The following is a 19471-nucleotide window of genomic DNA, read 5'->3' as shown; positions in this document are numbered from 1 at the left end:
GGAGAACAGGTCGCCGGAGAACAGGAGGGGTCATGCGGTGGGACGGTCAGACACTCGACGCTCCCGACGGAGCGCTTCCCGGCCTCGAGCGCACCGGAATGGTGCGTGCCGGCCTGGTCCGCACCGTCCGTACACCTGAGTTCGAGGGCGTCACCTTCCACGAGGTGCTCTGCAAGAGCGCCCTCAATCGGGTGCCCGAGGAGTCGGCGCTGCCGTTCCGTTGGACCATCAACCCCGCGCGCGGGTGCTCGCACGCCTGCCGCTACTGCTTCGCCCGGCCCACCCACGAGTACCTCGACCTCGATGCCGGCCGCGACTTCGACTCGCAGATCGTGGTCAAGACCAACATCGTCTCGGTGCTGCGCAAGGAACTCGCCCGCGCCTCGTGGAAACGTGACCCGGTCGCCCTGGGCACCAACACCGACCCGTACCAGCGCGCGGAGGGTCGCTACGAGCTCATGCCGGGCATCATCCGGGCGCTCACCGAGTCCGGCACCTCGTTCTCGATTCTGACCAAGGGGACGCTGCTGCGACGAGATCTGCCGCTGTTGACCCTCGCCGCTCAGCAGGTGAACGTGCAGGTGAGTGTCAGCCTCGCCTTTCACGACGAGGATCTGCAGAAGTCGCTCGAGCCGGGGGCGCCGTCACCGCGCGCTCGCCTCGACATGATCCGGGCCATCACCGACGCGGGTCTGTCGTGCCACGTGCTCATCGCGCCCGTCATCCCGTTCCTGACCGACAGCCCCAAACACCTCAGCGCGCTGATGGCGGCCCTCGAGGAGGCGGGCGCGACCGGTGTGACCGCGCTGCCGATGCACCTGCGGTCCAGCACCAAGGAGTGGTTCATGAGCTGGCTCGCCGAGCATCATCCGGCTCTCGTGCGCCGCTATCGGGTGCTCTACGGACGCGGGGCGTACGTCAGCCCGGAGTACAAGCAATGGCTCCGCGACAAGGTGGAACCGTTGCGGGAGAAGCACTCATTGACGGGACTCGATCCGGCCGGCGCGCGGCGTGTGGCCAGGGCGGTCCCCGCGGAGCCCGCACCGGAACCGGCCATGACGCTGTTCTGAGTCGACCGGTCAGAAGCCGGGGGCCACGCCGATGTGCTCGAGGTAGCGCCGAGCCGAGCGGACCACCGCGCCGTGTGCGTCCTCCTCGACGACCCGGTCCCACCACGCCCCGACGATGCGTTCGAAGGTCACGTTCTCGAGGAGGGCGACCGTTCGGCGGATCGTGTCGGGATGTTCGGGAATCAGGTTGGGGTAGCTGTACATGAACGAGACCCATCGGCGGTCGGACACCACCTGGACGATGTCCCCGGTGCACAGCGCGCCGCGGCCGTCGGTGCCCGGCCAGTGCAGCACCGAACCGCCGGCGAAGTGCACCCGGGTGTTGATCAGCGTCCGCCCCGGCAGTATCTCCAGGGAGTCGCCCGACCACGTGCGGATGTTGCCGGCGCGGGGCAGCCACGCTCGGTCGGACTCGTGCACGTAGATCGGCACGTCGCCGAAGGCCTCGCTCCACTCGACCATCGCGCTGTAGTAGTGCGGGTGGGACAGAGCGACGGCCGACACGCCGCCCAGTTCGGTGACTCGGGCGATCGCGGCGTCGTCGATCGTGGTGATGCTGTCCCACAGCAGATTTCCACCGTCGCCGGGGACCAGCAGTGCACGTTGACCGATCGCGAAGGTCGGCTCGGTGCCGATGCCCCACAGGCCCGGGTACTCCTCGCGCACCACGGTCCGGTGCGACGCCGACACCTCGGCGACGGTGGTCCACCGCTGCCCGCCGCGTCCGACGTACTGGCGCTCGTCGGTGCAGATCGGGCACTCGTCCGGATCGACGCGGTCGAACTGCACGCCGCACGTCTCACAGACCGGCAGCTCCGTGCGGGACGACATCAGCGGACGGACGACGGGTCGTTCAGGTCCGACGCGTCGTAGGTGTTGCAGGCGGCGACAGCTCCCGTGCGGTAGCCGGCGTCGAACCACGCCTGTCGCTGGTCGGACGAGCCGTGCGTCCAGCCCTCCGGGTTCACTCGGCCCGTCGAGGCCTGTTGGATCCGGTCGTCGCCGACGGACGACGCGGCCGACAACGCGTCGGACACGTCCTGATCGGTGAGCGGATCGAGCAGCGGCTCGGAACTGCCGGGTGCGGGAATGTCGTCGGCCTTGTTCGCCCACACGCCGGCGTAGCAGTCGGCCTGGAGCTCGGTGCGTACGGCGCCGGACTCGGGCCCGTTCGGGTCGGCCTGCGCCCGGCCGATGTCGCCCAGCTGGTTCTGGATGTGATGGCCGAATTCGTGGGCCACGACGTACTCCTGCGCGAGCGGGCCACCGCTGGAACCGAACTGGTCGACGAGCACCTGGAAGAAACCGGTGTCGAAGTACGCGGTGGAGTCGGCGGGGCAGTAGAACGGGCCGACGTCGGACGTGGCGGCGCCGCACCCGGTGGAGACCTGACCGGAGAAGATGTCGACCTCGGGGCGCTCGTACGGCACGCCCGTCTGTGCTGCCAACTCGGCGTCCCACACCTGATCGAGACTGTTCACGGTGGCCGTGACCCGGCAGTCGACGTTCGCGTTGGCGTCGGCTCCGGTGTCACAGTTCTCGATGGTGCCGCTGCCCGAGTCCTGCGACGTGGCCTCGCCGCCGCCGAGCTGCCCGATCACCGACGACGGATCGCCGCCGAGCAGCAGGGTGATCACCACGATGACGATGCCGCCGAGACCGCCGCCGACGGCGATGCCCTTGCCGCGGCCACCGGAGGACCGTCGAACCCGGGAGGAGTCGATCCGGGCGTCGGGGTCGAACGTCATGAGTCACCACTTTCGTCGGCGTGTGCGGCTCACAGCTTCGCACGTGGCACCACCGACGCAGCGCTGTTTCTCCCGGCGTCGGGGTGGGCGCGGATGGTCCGTAGGATCACCAGCTGTATTCGTCTACTTCTGGAAGGACTCCTGTGCTGCGCACGCACCTCGCCGGTTCGCTTCGAGCCGAGCACGCGGACCGACACGTCACCCTGACCGGTTGGGTCGCTCGTCGGCGCGATCACGGCGGAGTCATCTTCATCGACCTGCGTGACGCCTCCGGAGTGGTCCAGGCCGTGTTCCGCGACGGTCCGGCGGCCGAGCAGTCGCACCGCCTGCGCGCGGAGTTCTGCGTGAAGATCACCGGCACGGTCGAGATCCGACCCGAGGGCAACCAAAATTACGAGATCCCCACGGGCGCCGTGGAAGTGAACGTCACCGAACTCGAGGTGCTCGGCGAGAGTGCCCCGTTGCCGTTCCAGCTCGACGAGACCCCCGGCGAGGAAGCTCGCCTGAAGTACCGCTACCTCGACCTGCGTCGCGCCGGACCGGGCCACGCCATCCGCCTGCGCTCCAAGGTCAACGCGGCGGCGCGGTCGGTGCTCGCGCACCACGAGTTCGTCGAGGTCGAGACCCCCACCCTCACGCGGTCGACCCCCGAGGGCGCGCGCGACTTCCTGGTGCCCGCACGGCTGCAGCCGGGCAGCTTCTACGCGCTCCCGCAGAGCCCGCAGCTGTTCAAGCAGCTGCTGATGGTCGGCGGCATCGAGCGGTACTACCAGATCGCTCGCTGCTACCGCGACGAGGATTTCCGCGCGGACCGTCAGCCCGAGTTCACTCAGCTCGACGTCGAGATGAGCTTCGTGACGCAGGACGACGTCATCGTTCTCGCCGAGGAGATTCTGACGTCGCTGTGGAACCTCATCGGCTACGAGATCACCACCCCGATCCCGCGCATGACCTACGCCGACGCGATGCGGCGATACGGATCCGACAAGCCCGATCTGCGGTTCGGCGTCGAGCTGGTCGAGTGCGCCGAGTACTTCGCCGACACGCCGTTCCGCGTGTTCCAGGCGCCCTACGTGGGCGCCGTCGTCATGCCAGGCGGCGCGTCGCAGCCGCGTCGTCAGCTCGACGCGTGGCAGGACTGGGCGAAGCAGCGCGGCGCCAAGGGCCTCGCGTACGTCCTGATCCAGGAGGACGGGACGCTCGGCGGACCCGTCGCGAAGAACCTGTCGGAATCCGAGCGCGACGGCCTCGCAGCCCACGTCGGCGCAAAGCCCGGCGATTGCGTCTTCTTCGCCGCCGGTCCTGCCAAGGCGCAGCGCGCACTGCTCGGCGCCGCCCGCGGCGAGATCGCGCGCAAGCAGGGCCTCATCGACGAGAACGAGTGGGCCTTCGTCTGGATCGTCGACGCGCCGCTGTTCGAGCCGACGTCCGACGCCACCGCCAGCGGCGACGTCGCAGTCGGCTCGGGATCGTGGACCGCGGTGCACCATGCGTTCACCTCGCCCAAGCCGGAGTCGATGGACACCTTCGACACCGATCCCGGCAACGCTCTGGCCTACGCGTACGACATCGTCTGCAACGGCAACGAGATCGGCGGCGGTTCGATCCGTATCCACCGCAAGGACATTCAGGAGCGCGTCTTCGCGATCATGGGTATCGACGCCGAGCAGGCGCAGGAGAAGTTCGGCTTCCTCCTCGACGCCTTCGCCTTCGGTGCTCCGCCCCACGGCGGCATCGCCTTCGGGTGGGACCGCATCACGGCCCTGCTGGCCGGAGTGGACTCCATCCGCGAGGTCATCGCCTTCCCGAAGTCGGGCGGCGGCGTCGATCCGCTGACCGACGCGCCGGCACCGATCACGCCGGCGCAGCGCAAGGAGTCGGGTATCGACGCGAAGCCGGTGCCGCGCAACGCGGTGGCGAGCGGCGCATCGGGCGAGAAGCCCGCATCGGAGGGTCCCACGACCTAGGGTCGAGGCGTCGCCGGTCACGCGTCGACGACGCGCGGACGGAGAGTGCATGCAGAATCTCAGGGTGGTCAGTCCGTCGGACCGGACCGACGAGGTGCTGCGGGTGCTCGACGAGACTCCCGGCGTGGCTCACGTCGTCGTCCTGCGCGGCGCCGCCGTCCGTCCGGAGGGCGACGTCGTGGACGCGGTCGTCGTGCGGGAGTGTGCGAACCAGGTCCTCGACGGTCTGCGCTCGCTGCGCCTGACACACGACGGGGCCATCACCATGCAACCGGTGGAGACGGTGCTGTCGGACGCCGCGCGCAGCGCGGAGAAGAAGGCGCCGGGCGACCCCGACGACGCGATCGTCTGGGACGAGTTGATCGGCCGCACTCGCGAGGAATCGTCCCTGACCCTGACGTTCGTCGCCTTCCTGACCATCGCCCTGCTGCTGGCGGCCATCGGCGTGGTGACCGATTCGCCGGTCACCATCGTCGGGGCCATGGTGGTGGGGCCGGAGTTCGGTCCGCTGGCCGCGCTGTCGGTCGGCCTGGTGCGACGGCAGCGATCGCTGATCCGTCGATCGCTGCTGGCGCTGCTCGTGGGTTTCCCGACCGCGATGGTCATCACGGCACTGGGGGCGTTCGGGGCCGAGGCGCTCGGATGGATTCGACCGGAGGCGATGGACGACCTGCAGCAGGTCGACTTCATCTACCAGGTGGGTCCGTTCTCTCTCGTCGTGGCTCTGCTCGCGGGAGCCGCCGGCATGCTCGCGCTGGTGTCGGCGAAATCGGCCGCACTGGTCGGGGTCTTCATCTCCGTGACCACTGTTCCCGCAGCAGGTTTCGCCGTCGTCGCGGCCACGGTGGGGAGCTGGCGTATCGCCGCTCTGTCCGCGGGACAGCTGGGTATCAACCTGCTCGGCATCGTCGTCGCGGCGACCTTCGTACTCTCTCTGCACCGGCGATCGGCTCGGGCGCAGGCGGACAGGTAGATTTCTCGCGGACGTGCGCCGAGCGCGGTGCCGGTCGTCTGTGAAGGGGGAGTTGCGTGCAGCAGGGTGATGCCACGTCTCCCGTGCTCGCGGCGTACCTCGACGAGATCCGTCCGGACGGCCACGACGACCTCGTGGAGAACCCCGTCGACGGTGGTCCGCGACTGCGAGATCGCTGGGCGGCCCTCGTGGGCGTCGAGGACGTGTCCCCGTCGGACCTTGCCGCCGCGCAGTTGCGCGTGGGCCGTCTCGTGGACGACTCCGGCATCACCTACAACGACACGGCGGACGCGTCGTCGGAGTCGGCGTCGTCGACGCAGTCCGGTGCACGGTGGGAACTCGACGTGGTCCCGACGGTGGTGTCGGCACCGGACTGGGATCGGCTCGAGGCCGGCATGCTGCAGCGCTCGCGCATCCTCGACGCGGTGCTCACCGATCTGTACGGCGAGCGCACCCTGATCCGCCGCGGCCTGCTGCCGCCGGAGATCGTCTTCCGGCATCGCGGCTACCTCCGCGCCGCGCACGGCATCACCATCCCCGGCCCGCATCAGCTCTTCTTCCACGCGGCGGACATCGCACGATGCACCGACGGCGAGTTCCGAGTCCTCTCCGACCGCACCCAGGCACCGTCGGGCGCCGGCTACGCCCTGGCGGACCGGTCGATCGTCGCGCGCGCGGTACCGGCTGTCTTCGGCCGGGTGGCGCCCCGTCCTGCGAGCACCTACGTGGGTGCGATGCGCGTGGCCCTCGTCGAGGTGGCGCCTGCCGCCGCCGAGAATCCGCTCGTGGTGGTGCTCAGTCCCGGGGTCTGGTCGGAGACGGCGTTCGACCAGGCGCATCTCGCCTCGGTGCTCGGATTTCCGTTGGTCGAGTCCGCTGATCTGGTCGTCCGCGACGGCGCCCTGTGGATGCGCTCGCTCGGCACCCTGCGCCGCGTCGACGTCGTGGTGCGCCGTGTCGACGACGACTACGTGGATCCGCTCGACCTGCGCCCCGAGTCACGCCTCGGTGTCGTGGGACTGCTCGAGGTCGCGCGGCGCGGAGCCGTCACCGTGGTCAACACGATCGGCAGCGGCGTCCTCGAGAACGCGGCGCTGTTCGGACGGCTGCCGGAGCTCGGCCGGGCACTGCTCGGGGAGGAGCCCCTGCTCGACTCGGTCCCGGCCTTCTGGGCGGGGGATCCACAAGGCTTGTCGCACATCGTCTCTCGCATCGGTTCGCTCGTGGTGTACGCGATCGGCTCGCACGAGAGCGTCGTCGGTCCCGCGCTGTCGATGCGCGAACGGGACGAGCTGGTGCGGCGGATCGGGGCGGACCCGACGGGGTGGGCGGCGCGGGCGATACCGGATCTGGCGACGTCGCCCGTCGGGCCCGTCGGTCATCGGCGGCACGACGCCGCCGTGCTGCCGAGGCCCGTCGGCATCCGGTTGTTCGACGTGGCCGGGCGCCGGGGCTACACCCCGATGACGGGCGGTCTCGCTCAGGTGTTGGTCACGGATCCGCCGTCGGAGCCCATGGCCACGACCGCTGCCAAGGACGTGTGGGTGCTGGCCGAGCGTCGCGTCCGGTCGGATCAACCGGACGTGTCGAGCGTCGTCGACGCACCGCGTCCGATGGGTGGGCGCCGCCCGCGGGTCATCGACTCGGTGAGCACGCCGCGTGTGCTCGACGACCTGTACTGGATGGGGCGCTACGGCGAGCGTGCCGAGGCGACGGCCCGCCTGCTGGTGGCCGCGAACCAGATGGTCCGCGATCATCGCGGGGAGACGCCGTTCGGAGCGCAGGCGCGGTCCGACACGGACGCCGCCCTGGCCGTGGTGCTCGACGCGGTGACCTCGGTGACCGCGACGGCGCCGGGGTTCCGCGCCGCGACCACGCGGTCGGACCTGCTCGCGGAGTTCCGGTCGCTGACGGTGCGGACGCGCCGCACCGGCTCGCTCGCGCACGCCGTGGCGGCATTGCAGACCTGTGCCCGCGCCGTGCGGGACCAGCTGGGAGAGGACACCTGGGCGGTGTTCAACCGGCTCGACACCGCGCTCGCCGAGTGTGGGGCGTCGCCGGTGTCCGACGAGGCGGGTCTCTGGTCGACGCAGAGCCGCGTCGTGGGGTCGATGCTCGCTGTCGCCGGTCTGTCGGCCGAGTCGATGGTGCACGATCCGGGCTGGTTCCTCATGGACACGGGCAAGCGGATCGAGCGCGCTCTGCAGATCACCGCCCTGCTCGCCGAAACGGTGGGCACGGCGCGCCCACCCGCCGTCGAACAGGCCGTGCTCGGGGCCGTGCTGAACGCCGCAGACTCGTCGGTCACCTACCGGCGCCGCTATCGCGGTGCTCCCGAGGTGGGAGCCGTGGCCGAGCTCGTGCTCTTCGACGGCGGCAACCCGCGCTCGGTCATCCACTCGGTGGAACGGGCAGCGGTGAACCTCGCATCGCTGCCCGGTTCGACGGGGACCTCCCGCACCGATCGGGCGCTCGAGCGCATCGTCGCGACGCTGCGCCGGGTCGACCCGTCCGATCTCGAGGACGTCGACGCCACCGGGACCCGATCGGAGTTCGACGACGTCGTCCGGTCGGTGCACACCGATCTGCTCGACCTCTCCGAGTCGATCACCGCGGCGCACCTGACGTTGCCCGGCGGGACGCAGCCGTTGTGGGGACGCGGCGGGGGACGGGTGTTGTCGTGACCGATCACGAGGGTGCGCGGTGGTACGCCATCACCCACCGCACCGAGTACGTCTATCAGGGCACCGTGTCGTCGTCGTACGGCCGCGGCCACCTCTTCCCGCGCTCGACCTCGGAGCAGCGGTGCCTCGACGCCTCCGTCACCGTCACGCCGACGCCGACCGACCGGTCCACCGGTGTCGACCTGTTCGGGAACGAGGACGTCTACTTCCACGTCACCACCGATCACGATCGGTTGTGCGTGACCGCGCGTGCCCTGGTCGCCGTCGACCCTCCCGACCCCGCTCGCCTCACCACTTGGGCTGCGACGACGGCGTGGGAGAGTGCTCGTCCCACCAGGGTCGACGGGGCCCTGGACGTCGACTTCGTTCTCGATCTGGTGCCACCGGAGATCACCGACGAGGTGCACGAGTACGCCGCGCTCTCGCTGACCGAGGGCCGACCGTTGGTGGAGGCCGTGTTCGACCTAAACCATCGGATCAACACCGATTTCGCCTACCTGTCGGGGTCGACGACCATCTCGACGACCGTCGCGGACGTCCTCGCCGCCCGCACCGGTGTGTGTCAGGACTTCGCGCGGGTCGCCGTCGCGTGCCTGCGCTCGCACGGCCTCGCCGCGCGCTACGTCTCCGGCTACCTCGCGACTCAGCCGCCGCCCGGCAAGGAACGCATGGTGGGCGTGGACGCCACCCATGCGTGGGCGGCGGTGCGATCACCGGACGGCTCGTGGCTGGCCTTCGACCCGACCAACGATCAATGGGTGGACGAGCGCTACGTGACGGTGGCGTGGGGCCGCGACTACGACGACGTCCCGCCGTTGCGCGGCATCATCTACACGGAGTCGGCGGGGAGCCGGATCGCCGTGTCGGTCGACGTCGCGCCGATCGTCCGAGCGGTCTGACCTCGGTCGTTGCCTGTCCGTGGGCACCGCGGTCCCGCCGTAGCCCCCGAGCTGTCGGGGGAGTGCGATAGGGTCGAGAAACCGCACGGCGAGCCCGTTTCATCGACTGCGGAGCGGGGAACCCGATCCTGCTCCCGCAGTACGCACACAGCACCACAGTCGGCCCACGCGGGCCGACACGAGTACGGAAACGAGGAATGACCTGCCCGTTCACGGACGAGGTGGGTCGGACAATCGATGACGGCAATGTTGGCAGATCCGATCACCGAAGCAGTGGCAGCAGCACGAGAACTCCTCACCAGACGCACGGGAGCGTCGGTGACCCTGGTCGATCCGGTCGATCTCGGCGGCAGCGGGCGCACCGTGGTCATCCGTGTCCGGGTGGCCGAGAACCCGTTCCAGTTGCCGCGCACGCTCGTGATCAAGCAGGTTCGCGAGACGTCCACGGAGTCCGTGTCCCGCACGGGTCTCGGCGCCGGAGACCACACCGCGTTCCTGCGCGAAGCGGTCTCGTACCAGTTCGCCACCGCCCTCGCGACGCACACCCGCCCCGGTCCTTCCCTCATCGCGTACGACCTGAAGGAACGGCTCCTCGTCCTCAGTGACCTGGGGGATGCCGCGCCGTTCACGAGTCTGATCGCGAACCCGGACCCGTCGTCCGTCACCAACTCGCTCATGGCTCTCGCCCAGGCACTCGGGCGGATGCACGCCGCCACGTTCGGCCGCGAGGAGGATTTCGGGGCGCTTCTCGGCCGCGCCGGTGTCGCCGACTCTCGCGACGGGCTGGCCGATCAGGTCGCGGTGGCCCAGTCGGACGTTCCAGCGATGCTCGCCGCGGATCTCGGCATCGAGGTGCCGCCCGCGGTCGCCGCCGCCGTCGCCCGCGCGGCCAAACTCTTCGGCTCCGGCGGACACCGCGCCTTCAGTCCGTCGGACCTGTGCCCGGACAACATCATCGTCAACGACGAGGGCGTGCGATTCCTGGACTACGAGTGGGGCGGCTTCCGGGACGCCACTCTCGATGTGGCCTACACGCTCCTGTCCTACCCCGGCTGCCTGTGCCGTCTCGATCTCACCCCGGAACGCGCCGAGGCCATGGTAGATGCGTGGCGCGCCGAGGTGGTCGGAATCTGGCCGCACCTCGCCGACGACGACGTCCTGCACGCCAAGTTGCTGGACGCCCAGTTGGTGTGGGCCTGGCTCACGACGCACTGGTTCCTCCCCGACGACGACACCCGCAACGCCGCACTGCGTCGGCACCACCTCTCGGTGCCCCGCGCCGCCGCGCTGACCACGCGGTGGTCCATCCTCTCGGAGTACGCGCGCTTCGTCGGGCACCACGATCTCGCGGACTTCGCGGGCGATGTCCGGCAGGCACTCGCGGCGCGGTGGCCCGCCGCCGCGTCCTGAGCGTCCGATGAGCGCCGACGACTCCCTCTTCGACGACGACACCGCCGCTCCTGACGGGGACGCGTTCGTCCCGTCCCCGCGTGCGAGCACGCCGGGTGCGCCGCTGGCCGTGCGGATGCGTCCACGATCGTTGGACGAGGTCGTGGGCCAGGGTCACCTCCTCACCCCGGGCGCCCCGCTGCGCCGCCTGGTGGAGGGATCCGGGGCGGCGTCGGTCATGCTCTACGGCCCGCCCGGCACCGGCAAGACCACGCTCGCATCCCTGATCTCAGGTGCCACCGGCCGCAAGTTCGAGGCCCTGTCCGCGCTCTCCGCGGGCGTCAAGGACGTTCGGGCCGTCATCGATCTGGCGCGTCGCCGGCTGCTGAACAACGAGCAGACCGTGCTCTTCATCGACGAGGTGCACCGGTTCTCCAAGACCCAGCAGGACGCTCTGCTCGCCGCCGTCGAGAACCGGATCGTGCTGCTCGTCGCCGCGACGACGGAGAATCCGTCGTTCTCCGTCGTGTCGCCGCTGCTGTCACGGTCCCTGGTGCTGCAGCTCCGGTCGCTCACCGACGACGACATCCGCGAGGTGCTCACGCGGGCCCTGGCGGACGAGCGCGGTCTCGGCGGGTCGGTGACGGTGACCGACGAGGCGCTCGGACACCTCGTGCGGCTGGCCGGCGGTGACGCTCGACGGGGTCTGACAGCGCTCGAGGCGGCCGCCGACACGGCGGGTGCGGGCGGCAGCGTGGATCTCGAGACCGTGGAGAAGAGTGTCGACCGAGCCGCGGTGCGGTACGACCGGGACGGTGACCAGCACTACGACGTCATCAGCGCGTTCATCAAGTCGATCCGCGGTTCCGACGTCGATGCGGCCATGCACTACCTCGCCCGGATGATCACCGCCGGTGAGGACGCCCGCTTCATCGCCCGCAGGCTCGTGGTGCACGCCAGCGAGGACATCGGCATGGCCGACCCCACCGCGTTGCTGGTCGCGACGGCGGCGTCGCAGGCGGTGCAGACGATCGGGATGCCCGAGGCGCGGCTCGCCCTCGCCCAGGCCACCATCCACCTCGCCACCGCACCGAAGTCCGGTGCCGTCACCAGCGCGCTGTCCGCGGCGATGGCCGACATCGCGGCGGGGAAGGCAGGCGCCGTGCCGCCGCACCTGCGCGACGGGCACTACACGGGAGCCGCCTCCCTGGGCAACGCGGTGGGCTACAAGTTTCCGCACGACGACCCCGACGGTGTGCTCGCCCAGCAGTACCCGCCCGACGAGCTGGTGGGCACCGACTACTACCGGCCCACCAACCACGGAGCGGAGCGCGACCTCGAGACGCGCGTCGGCAAGCTCCGCAGAATCGTGCGTGCTCTCGCGCGCTAGGGTGTTTCCGTGCAGACTCACGAGATTCGCCGTCGTTTCCTCGACCATTTCGAGAAGCTGGGACACACCCCCGTCCCCAGCGCCTCGCTGGTCCTCGACGACCCGAATCTGCTGTTCATCAACGCCGGCATGGTGCAGTTCGTCCCGTACTTCCTCGGGCAGCGCACCCCGCCGTTCGCGCGCGCCGTGAGCGTGCAGAAGTGTGTGCGCACCGGCGACATCGAGAATGTGGGCGTGACCACCCGCCACAACACGTTCTTCCAGATGGCGGGCAACTTCTCGTTCGGCGACTACTTCAAGCGCGAGGTCATCGGCTTCGCATGGACGCTGCTCACCTCGTCCGTCGAGGAGGGTGGCTACGGCTTCGATCCCGAGAGAATTTGGGCCACAGCGTATCTCGACGACGACGAGGCCATTCAGATCTGGAAGGACGTCGCCGGCCTGCCCGACGAGCGCATCCAGCGCCGAGGCATGGCCGACAACTACTGGTCCATGGGCATCCCCGGACCCTGCGGGCCGTGCTCGGAGATCTACTACGACCGCGGACCCGAGTTCGGCAAGGAGGGCGGTCCGGAGGCGGACGAGGACCGCTACATCGAGATCTGGAATCTCGTCTTCATGCAGAACGAGCGCGGACAGGGGACGTCGAAGGACGACTTCGAGATCCTGGGACCGTTGCCGCGCAAGAACATCGACACCGGCATGGGTGTCGAGCGCGTGGCGTTCCTGCTGCAGGACGTCGACAACGTCTACGAGACCGATCTGGTCCGTCCCGTCATCACCGAGGCCGAGGCACTGTCCGGCCGTCGCTACGGAGAGAACCACGACGCGGACGTACGGTTCCGCGTCATCGCCGATCACGCTCGCACCGCGGTCATGCTCATCGCCGACGGCGTGACGCCGGGCAACGACGGCCGTGGCTACGTGCTGCGGCGTCTGCTGCGCCGGATCGTGCGCAGCGCGCGGTTGCTCGGTGCCGAGGACCCCTCGATGGCCCGGTTCGTCACGGTGGTCCGCGACACGATGGCCGAGTCGTACCCGGAACTGGTCGAGGACTTCGCGCGCATCGAGTCGGTCGCCGTCGGCGAGGAGAAGGCGTTCCTCGCGACCCTCACCTCCGGATCGCGTCTCTTCGACAACGCTGCTCAGGCCGTGACCGCGTCCGGCGGAACCCGCATCAGTGGTGACGAGGCCTTCGTCCTGCACGACACGTACGGCTTCCCCATCGACCTCACACTCGAGATGGCGGCCGAGGCGGGCCTGCAGGTCGACGAGGCCGGATTCCGCACGCTCATGGCGGAGCAGCGCAACCGCGCGAAGGCCGATGCGCAGTCGCGCAAGCACGCGCACACCGATCTGACGGTGTACAGGGAGTTCGTCGACCGCGGTCCCACCGAGTTCACCGGTTTCGACGAGCTGGACAGCGAGGCAACGGTTCTCGCGATCATCGCCGGGGGCGTGCGGGTGCCCACCGCCGCTGCGGGGGAGAAGGTCGAGGTCATCCTCGACCGCAGCCCGCTGTATGCCGAGTCCGGTGGACAGCTGGCGGACATCGGCACCCTCACGGGCGCGGGACTGACAGTCACCGTCGGGGACGTACAGAAGATCGCGAAGACCGTGTGGGTGCACAAGGTCACCGTCGACGAGGGGCAGCTCACCGAGGGCGACGTCGTCACCGCGCACGTCGACCAGCAGTGGCGCCGCGGCGCCACCCAGGGACACTCCGGCACTCACATGGTGCACGCCGCACTCCGCCAGATCCTGGGCCCGAACGCGGTACAGGCCGGATCGCTGAACAAGCCCGGCTACCTGCGGTTCGACTTCACGTACCAGGGTTCGCTGTCGGAGTCGCAGCGCGAGGACATCGAGGCCGTCACCAACGACGCCGTCGCGTCGGACTTCGCGGTCAACACCTTCGTCACCGATCTCGACGACGCCAAGGCCATGGGCGCGATGGCGCTGTTCGGTGAGAACTACGGCGACGAGGTCCGGGTCGTGGAGATCGGCGGACCCTTCTCGATGGAACTGTGCGGCGGTACCCACGTCCAGCACTCGTCGCAGATCGGCCCGGTGACGATCCTCGGTGAGTCGTCGGTCGGGTCGGGTGTGCGACGCGTCGAGGCCTTCGTCGGCCTCGACTCGTACAAGTACCTCGCGAAGGAGCGGGCGCTGCTCGCCGGTGTCGCCTCGTCGCTCAAGGTGCCCACCGACGAGGTGCCCGCGCGGATCGAGAACCTCGTCGAACGGCTCCGCGTCGCCGAGAAGGAGCTCGAGGCCACTCGCGCCGCCGCCGTGCTCTCCTCCGCCGGGTCCTACGTCGACACGGCGCGTCGGGTCGGGTCGCTGCTCGTCGTCGCGGAACCCGCGCCGGCCGGCGTCGGCGCTGCCGATCTGCGCACGCTCGTCGGCGATGTTCGCGGCCGGTTCGGCACGCAGCCCGCAGTGGTGGCGCTGTTCGGTGACGTCGACGGCAAGGTGCCGTTCGTCGTGTCGACGACGAAGGCCGCGCAGGAACTCGGCGTGAAGGCCGGTGAACTGGTGGGCGCATTCGGTCCGAGCATCGGTGGTCGCGGCGGCGGCAAGGCCGACACCGCGCAGGGAGCCGGGTCCGACGCGGCGGGAATTCCCGTGGCGATCGAGGCTCTGCTCGGTCGCGTCACCGAGATCGCCGGGAACTCCTGACGGTGGCCGCCGGCAGCGCCGCGCCCGACCGGCCGGGCGCCGACGACCCGGGCCGGGGGCGGCGGCTCGCGATCGACGTCGGGAGCGTGCGCGTCGGAGTGGCGTCCTCCGATCCCGACGGCACCCTCGCCACGCCCGTCGAGACCGTGCCGCGCGCGGCGAAGACGCACACCGACTCCGCCGACGTCCAGCGGATCGTCGCGCTCGCCGAGGAGTACGAGGCCGTCGAGGTCATCGTCGGTCTGCCGCGCACGCTGCGCGGAGAGCGCGGAACCGCCGCCACGCTGGCTGTCCGTTTCGCCCGAGTCCTGCACCGTGCGCTGCCCGGCGTGCCGGTGCGGCTGTCCGACGAACGCTTGACTACGGTGAGTGCCGCGCGTGGTCTTCGAGACAGCGGCGTCCGCGCGAGAGACCAACGGTCGATGATCGACCAGGCGGCGGCGGTCGCCATCCTGCAAGGGTGGCTCGACGAGCGCCGCAGTGTGCTGGCGCGAGCGATGGTCGCCCAGGCGAACGAGGAGGGGGCAACGGTGCCCGAGAATCACGGTCCGGAGCAGGACACACCGGGGACGACCCCGTGACGGACGACGGTCGTGGACAGCGGCCCGGCCGGCGCGACGAGTGGGACACCGACGAGCTGAATCTCCCGGTCGACGACCTGCGCCGTCAGCCGCTCGCCGACGGCCGGCGCGCGCCTCGCCGGGCCGAGCGCGGTGGATCGGCCGACGATCGCCGCGCCCGCCCTGCCCGAGTGGCGTCCGGTCCCGGTGACCGCCCGAGCCGCGCGGACACCCGCCGCGACCGCGCCGCGGCCGGTCGCAAGCGTCGCTCGCGCATCATCGGCGGACTCGGTGTGCTGGTCCTGGTCGGCCTCGTGGCCGTCGGAGGTGTGTGGGGAGTGTCGAAGTTCACCGGCGGCGGGGCCGCGGTCGCGGAGGACTACCCCGGGCCCGGCGGCGACGCCGTGGTGGTGCAGGTCGCCTCGGGCGACACCGCGCAGGAGATCGCGACCGAGATGGCGGACAAGGACGTCACCGCAAGCTCGGCGGCCTTCTACGAAGCCGCGGTCCAGAACACCGCGATGACCTCCGTGCAGCCCGGTTTCTATCGGATGCGCTCGCAGATGGCAGCGTCCGACGCCGTCTCCGCGTTGGTGGACCCGGCATCGCGAGTGGGCCAGATCCAGATCGCCGAGGGTCGGCAGCTGCACGACTCCACCGACGTCAACACAGGCGCCGTCCGCAAGGGCATCTACACGCTGATCTCCGAGGCCAGTTGTGCTGTCGGAGAGGGTCTTCCGTGCGTCACGTACGACGACCTGAACCTCGCGGGCGCGGGCGACGATCCCTCCGCACTCGGTGTCGCCGACTGGGCGACCGACGCGGTGCGGCAGGTGCCGGATCGCGATCGTCAGCTCGAGGGGCTCATCGCCGCAGGCACCTTCAACTTCGACCCCAGCGCCGCACCGACGGACATCCTGCGTCAGCTGGTGTCCGAGAGTGCCGCGATCTACGAGGACACCGGTCTGCTCGAGGCGGGCGCGTCCTCGGGCCTCGACCCCTACCAGGTGCTGGTGGCGTCGTCCCTCATCGAGCGCGAGGCGCTGCCGCAGGACTTCGCCAAGGTGGCGCGTGTCATCCTCAACCGTCTCGCCATCGGGCAGCGTCTGGAGTTCGACTCCACGGTCAACTACTCGCTGGACACCACCGAGGTGGCCACCACCGACGCCGACCGCGCGAACGTCACTCCGTGGAACACCTATGCCAAGGAGGGTCTGCCGGCGACGCCGATCTGCTCTCCCGGCGTGGCTGCGGTGCAGGCCGCGGAGGCCCCCGAGCCCGGAAACTGGCTCTACTTCGTCACCATCAACGCCGCCGGTGAGACGCTCTTCACCGACGACTACCAGGTGCACCTGGACAACATCACGAAGGTCGAGGGCGGGTTCCTCGACAGCGGCCGGTGACGTCCGTTTCCGACGCCTCCTCGCCGAGGCGCGCGGCCGTTCTGGGGTCTCCGGTGGCGCACTCGCGCTCACCGATCCTGCACGCGGCGGCCTACCGGGAGCTCGGGCTCGCCGGGTGGACGTACGAGCGGGTGGAGTGCACCGCGGAACGGCTCCCGGAGTTCGTGGACGGCCTCGGACCCGAGTGGGTGGGACTGTCGGTGACGATGCCGGGCAAGTTCGCGGCCTTGGCGCACGCGACCGAGCGGACGCAGCGCGCAGTCGCCGTCGGCTCGGCGAACACCCTTCTGCGCACCGACTCGGGCTGGCGCGCCGACTGCACCGACGTCGACGGTGTCACGGGCGCCCTCGGCACGGTCGGTGTCCGCGATCTGTCGGGTTCGTCGGTGGTCGTCGTCGGGGCGGGCGGAACGTCGCGCCCGGCGCTCGTCGCTCTGCGTGATCTCGGGGCGATCGCGGTCACCGTCGTCTCGCGGGACGAGGAGCGGGCGGAGGGAGCTCTGGTCTGTGCTCGCGACGCCGGTCTCACCGCCCGGTGGAGCGCACCGGACGACGACGCTTTGCCGCGAGCGGTCGCGGACGCGGCGGCCGTGGTGTCCACCGTCCCGCCCGAGGGCGGCGCGGCGATGATCGACGCACTGCGCGGGACGCGCGTGCTGCTGGACGCGATCTACCACCCGTGGCCCACCCCGCTGGCCGCCGCGGTCGAGGAGTCCGGCGGCGTCGTCGTCGGCGGTCTCGAGATGTTGCTGCACCAGGCCTTCGGTCAGGTGGAGCAGTTCACCGGTATGTCGGCCCCGCGCGCGGCGATGGAACAGGCTCTGCGGGAGTCCTGACCATCCCCGGGTGCGCCGTCATCCCCGGGTGCTCGCCGTGGCCCGGATCGTCGGAGTCGCCGGTGCCACCGTGACTCCATGACCGTCCTCCTCGGATCCGCACTGTGTTGCCTCGCTGTTCTCACCGTCGGTCGGTGGGTGACGCCGACGGTGCCCGACCTGCTCGCGGCCGCCGCCGTCGGCGCCGCGCTCGGCGCGGTCACCACCGACACGGCGGTCCTCGCGGTCGGGGCGTGGTCGTGTGCCGTCGCGCTCGTCGACCTGGTCCGTCACCGTCTGCCGAACGATCTGACGCTGCCCGCCGCGGGTGCGGTGTTCCTGGCGGCCGCGCACCAGGGTGGCGGCGAGTCGGCGCTCCTCGGCGGCCTGGCTCTGGCCGGTGTCCATCTCGTCGGGTCGGTGGTGTCACCCGGATCGATCGGAGGCGGCGACGTGAAGTTGTGCCTCGCGCTCGGGGGACTGGGCGCGGTATCGGGGCCGTCCACGTGGACGGTGGCCGCCGTGCTGGCACCGACGACGACGCTGGTGCTGGCGGCGATGACGGGACGAACCGGGGGAGCGGCGGGGATTCCGCACGGACCCGCTCTGTGCGCGGCGACCCTGGTGGCGTGGGTGAACGCCGGGACGTGAAAAGATCGATCCGTGTTGCGATGGATCACTGCCGGAGAATCTCACGGCCCTGCCCTGGTTTCCATTCTCGAGGGCATGGTGGCCGGAGTCGAGGTGACCTCCGAGGACATCGGAGCTCAGCTCGCCCGACGACGCCTGGGCTACGGCCGCGGCGCTCGCATGAAGTTCGAGGCCGACAAGGTCACCGTCATCGGCGGTGTCCGGCACGGCTCGACCCTCGGCGGCCCCGTCGCCATCGAGATCGGCAACACGGAATGGCCGAAGTGGGAGACCGTCATGGCGGCCGACCCGGTCGATCCCGCCGTGCTCGCCGACCTCGCGCGCAACGCGCCGCTGACTCGTCCGCGCCCCGGCCACGCCGACTACTCGGGCATGCTCAAGTACGGCTTCGACGACGCCCGGCCCGTGCTCGAGCGCGCCAGCGCACGGGAGACCGCCGCCCGCGTCGCGGTGGGTACCGTCGCCCGACAGTTCTTGAAGCAGGTCCTCGGCGTCGACGTCCTGTCGCACGTCATCTCCATCGGTGCGTCCGACCCGTACGAGGGCCCGGAGCCGTCGGCGGGAGACATCGAGGCGATCGACGCGAGCCCCGTGCGGGCCTTCGACGCCGTGGCCGAGCAGTCCATGATCACCGAGATCGAAGCGGCCAAGCGCGACGGGGACACCCTCGGCGGCATCGTCGAGGTGGTCGTCCACGGCCTTCCCGTGGGACTCGGCTCCTTCGTCACCGGTGACAGCAAGCTCGACGCACAGCTCGCCGCAGCACTCATGGGCATCCAGGCCATCAAGGGTGTCGAGGTCGGCGACGGGTTCGAGACCGCACGCCGCCGCGGCAGCGCTGCCCACGACGAGATTCTCCCCGGCCCGGACGGAATCGTCCGCACCACCAACCGCGCCGGCGGCATCGAGGGCGGCATGACCAACGGTGCCCCGCTACGGGTGCGTGCGGCCATGAAGCCCATCTCCACGGTTCCGCGTGCCCTGGCGACGGTGGACATGTCCACCGGCGAGGGTGCGGTGGCCATCCACCAGCGCAGCGACGTCTGCGCCGTGCCGGCCGCGGGTGTCGTCGCGGAGACCATGGTGGCGCTGGTGCTGGCCCGCGCCACGCTCGAGAAGTTCGGAGGCGACTCCGTCGCCGAGACCGCCGGCAACGTGCGCCGCTACGTGGAGAACGCGCAAGCCCGTCCGCCGCGATGACCGGGCAGGCCGGAGGCCGGTCGGATGATCCCGGGCAGGC

Annotated in this window: 15 protein-coding genes; 13 read left to right on the top strand and 2 right to left on the bottom strand. The window is 70.4% G+C overall.

Annotated features, from left to right (window positions below; translation table 11 throughout):
- Nucleotides 1-32 precede the first annotated feature (32 nt).
- Entirely contained in the window at nt 33-1070 is a 1038-nt protein-coding gene (locus tag JOE30_RS14980; RefSeq protein WP_204867575.1) for an Rv2578c family radical SAM protein, read from the top strand.
- Nucleotides 1071-1079: 9 nt separating this feature from the next.
- On the opposite strand, the gene JOE30_RS14975 is transcribed toward JOE30_RS14980, so the two are convergent.
- On the bottom strand, nt 1080-1901 hold the full coding sequence (locus JOE30_RS14975) for an MBL fold metallo-hydrolase (RefSeq protein ID WP_204867573.1): 822 nt from the start codon (nt 1899-1901) through the stop codon (nt 1080-1082).
- Entirely contained in the window at nt 1901-2818 is a 918-nt protein-coding gene (locus JOE30_RS14970) for a neutral zinc metallopeptidase (protein ID WP_204867570.1), read from the bottom strand. The genes JOE30_RS14975 and JOE30_RS14970 overlap by 1 nt, the downstream gene beginning before the upstream one ends.
- 143 nt (nt 2819-2961) lie before the next feature.
- Between JOE30_RS14970 and aspS the strand changes: the two genes are divergently transcribed.
- The 12 genes from aspS (at nt 2962) to aroC (ending at nt 19431) form a co-directional block, all read left to right on the top strand.
- The gene (gene aspS / locus JOE30_RS14965) at nt 2962-4785 is read left to right on the top strand and encodes an aspartate--tRNA ligase (RefSeq protein WP_204867568.1); all 1824 of its coding nucleotides are present in this window, start codon (nt 2962-2964) and stop codon (nt 4783-4785) included.
- Nucleotides 4786-4834: 49 nt separating this feature from the next.
- Nucleotides 4835-5758 (top strand): DUF389 domain-containing protein, encoded by a 924-nt coding sequence (locus JOE30_RS14960; RefSeq protein WP_204867566.1) that lies wholly within the window; start codon nt 4835-4837, stop codon nt 5756-5758.
- A 56-nt stretch (nt 5759-5814) separates the two neighbouring features.
- Nucleotides 5815-8442, top strand: coding sequence for a circularly permuted type 2 ATP-grasp protein (locus JOE30_RS14955; RefSeq protein ID WP_204867564.1), 2628 nt, complete (start codon nt 5815-5817; stop codon nt 8440-8442).
- Nucleotides 8439-9341 carry a transglutaminase family protein gene (locus JOE30_RS14950; protein WP_204867562.1) on the top strand — a complete coding sequence of 301 codons (903 nt, stop codon included), beginning with the start codon at nt 8439-8441 and terminating at the stop codon, nt 9339-9341. Before JOE30_RS14955 ends, JOE30_RS14950 begins: the two co-directional genes overlap by 4 nt.
- A 237-nt stretch (nt 9342-9578) precedes the next feature.
- Complete coding sequence (locus tag JOE30_RS14945) at nt 9579-10751, top strand: kinase (RefSeq protein WP_204867560.1); 1173 nt, start codon at nt 9579-9581, stop codon at nt 10749-10751.
- A gap of 7 nt (nt 10752-10758) precedes the next feature.
- Nucleotides 10759-12120: a replication-associated recombination protein A gene (locus JOE30_RS14940; protein ID WP_204867558.1), complete on the top strand. Its 1362-nt coding sequence runs from the start codon at nt 10759-10761 to the stop codon at nt 12118-12120.
- Between the two features lie 9 nt (nt 12121-12129).
- Nucleotides 12130-14802 carry an alanine--tRNA ligase gene (gene alaS / locus JOE30_RS14935; RefSeq protein ID WP_204867556.1) on the top strand — a complete coding sequence of 891 codons (2673 nt, stop codon included), beginning with the start codon at nt 12130-12132 and terminating at the stop codon, nt 14800-14802.
- Between the two features lie 2 nt (nt 14803-14804).
- Nucleotides 14805-15383, top strand: coding sequence for a Holliday junction resolvase RuvX (gene ruvX / locus JOE30_RS14930; RefSeq protein ID WP_204867554.1), 579 nt, complete (start codon nt 14805-14807; stop codon nt 15381-15383).
- A complete protein-coding gene (gene mltG / locus JOE30_RS14925) occupies nt 15380-16765 on the top strand; it encodes an endolytic transglycosylase MltG (RefSeq protein WP_204870856.1) in 1386 nt (461 codons plus the stop codon). The genes ruvX and mltG overlap by 4 nt, the downstream gene beginning before the upstream one ends.
- On the top strand, nt 16762-17601 hold the full coding sequence (locus JOE30_RS14920; RefSeq protein ID WP_204867552.1) for a shikimate dehydrogenase: 840 nt from the start codon (nt 16762-16764) through the stop codon (nt 17599-17601). Before mltG ends, JOE30_RS14920 begins: the two co-directional genes overlap by 4 nt.
- A 78-nt stretch (nt 17602-17679) precedes the next feature.
- Entirely contained in the window at nt 17680-18231 is a 552-nt protein-coding gene (locus JOE30_RS14915; protein ID WP_204867550.1) for a prepilin peptidase, read from the top strand.
- A 12-nt stretch (nt 18232-18243) separates the two neighbouring features.
- Nucleotides 18244-19431 carry a chorismate synthase gene (gene aroC, locus JOE30_RS14910; protein ID WP_027505250.1) on the top strand — a complete coding sequence of 396 codons (1188 nt, stop codon included), beginning with the start codon at nt 18244-18246 and terminating at the stop codon, nt 19429-19431.
- Nucleotides 19432-19471 lie beyond the last annotated feature (40 nt).

The organism is Rhodococcus sp. PvP016 (assembly GCF_017832185.1).
Classification (GTDB): Bacteria; Actinomycetota; Actinomycetes; order Mycobacteriales; family Mycobacteriaceae; genus Rhodococcoides.
The sequence above is the reverse complement of the archived record's forward strand: the minus strand, read 5'-3'. Positions and strand labels throughout refer to the sequence as shown.